A 1,557-nucleotide genomic window follows, 5' to 3' on the forward strand; every position below is an offset into this window, starting at 1 on the left:
AGTGCCAAAGTGCCAATTACGCATTACCAGGCAACTGGCTGAAGCCATGCGCCGTGGGCTTGAAAAACTCAGCATCAAGGATCGACGCAAAGATCAACGTATCGACAATATCACCGCCTCCTTTGGTGTATCTCAGTGGCAAGAAAGACAATCAGTAATACAACTTATTGAAAATACAGATAAGTTACTTTACGAGGCAAAACGGCTAGGCCGTAATAGAGTGATGCCGATAAACAATTAATTCTGACATTAAGGCAGAGCCATCAGCTCTGCCTTAATTGATTTGCCAATTTTTTAGTTACCAGTCAACCTATACATAATAGCGAGTAACTCAAGCTATTAAATCGAATGTTCAAGCCACTTTGGGCTCCAACATACTATCGGCTGTCGCCCCTTCGGATTGAGCTGCAGATTCTGGCTCGACCGGGATAGCCTGTACCACAAAACGCAGTTCCGCCCCACCTTGCAGCGCATCGAAGGGATAGCAGGTGATGAGCGTTAAACGATTATCCTCACTTGGCGCCATCCACTCAGTTTGCGATTCGTGCACCACTTCGGTCGCCACCACTTGGTAAACAATCTCCCTACCCGCCGCTGTTTGCAGCGCCAAGCGGCGTCCAACGCTGATACCATTTAACATCGCAAAATGCGTATCCCTATGCCCAGCAATCACTGTGTTGCCTTGCGCGCCAGCGGGTGCACTCGACAGCACTAAGGCTGGCCCGAAGGCCAAGTTACGGCCAGATGCGCCCGCCAGCACATATAAGCTGTCGTTGGATGCCGGACCATCGAAGTGATTCGGTCTTTTAGCTTGCTCGATGGAGAGCTTAGCCACGGGATAGGTATCAGCCCATGACCAAGGTTTATGGGACTGACCATCAATTAAGGTTTTAGCCCAGGCTTGTTCAATCAAATATTGGGCAAAGTGTGCTTTCGCTTGCATATAGAATCCTTTTCCAAACAACGTGATGCCGAGTAATACCAATCCCACTAGCAACCCTATTTGTATCTGTTGAGTCATGCGCATACTCATAGACATGACTCAAGTATTCAGCGCTAATGACAGCGCGCGTTGCTGCCGCTGCTGGCGACGAATCGACAGCGACAACATCAAAGCAAGCAGTAACACACCGCCCCCTAAGAGCATGTCAAAACGGCTCGAGGTCGATGTTTGTGGCAAAACGCCCATAGGCTGCCAACCCAAGGGTAAATGCTGGCGCACCACTGCATCTCGGCTTATCGCATTAGTGGTGATGGGCGTTAAATCCACCGCGACCAAGCTGGTATAGGGGCTGACTAAGTGATAGTTCAGCGACAACGCCGTGACCTGCTCTTTGACCTTGTCATCGTTAGCGCCGTTTTTACTCAGCTCTAACGCCGCAATCTGTTTGCGCGCCCAGAGTAAATCGAGCCCAGCTGCTGGCTGCGCTACATCTGTTGCAGAATGGCTTGCGCCATTGGCTTGTAAAGATAACGACTGCTGCCTAGCTTTTATGGCCCTGACGACCGGAGATCACCAGTTCCTGAGGCTCTCGAGGATGACGCTTTAGGCTGATC

General features: G+C 50.4%; 2 protein-coding genes and 1 pseudogene. 1 reads left to right on the plus strand and 2 read right to left on the minus strand.

Annotated elements, in window-relative coordinates; all coding sequences use genetic code 11:
* Positions 1-241 (plus strand): diguanylate cyclase (locus SHEWPOL2_RS21925; protein WP_037431756.1); only part of this gene is annotated, 241 nt, incomplete at its 5' end.
* Between the two features lie 111 nt (positions 242-352).
* On the opposite strand, the gene SHEWPOL2_RS21930 is transcribed toward SHEWPOL2_RS21925, so the two are convergent.
* Together SHEWPOL2_RS21930 and SHEWPOL2_RS22610 are read right to left on the minus strand one after the other, a co-directional pair.
* Positions 353-1,033 (minus strand): class GN sortase, encoded by a 681-nt coding sequence (locus tag SHEWPOL2_RS21930; RefSeq protein WP_037431758.1) that lies wholly within the window; start codon positions 1,031-1,033, stop codon positions 353-355.
* 9 nt (positions 1,034-1,042) lie between these two features.
* A pseudogene (locus SHEWPOL2_RS22610) lies at positions 1,043-1,557 on the minus strand (LPXTG cell wall anchor domain-containing protein); the annotation flags it as partial.

The organism is Shewanella sp. POL2 (assembly GCF_000282755.1).
GTDB lineage: Bacteria > Pseudomonadota > Gammaproteobacteria > Enterobacterales > Shewanellaceae > Shewanella > Shewanella xiamenensis.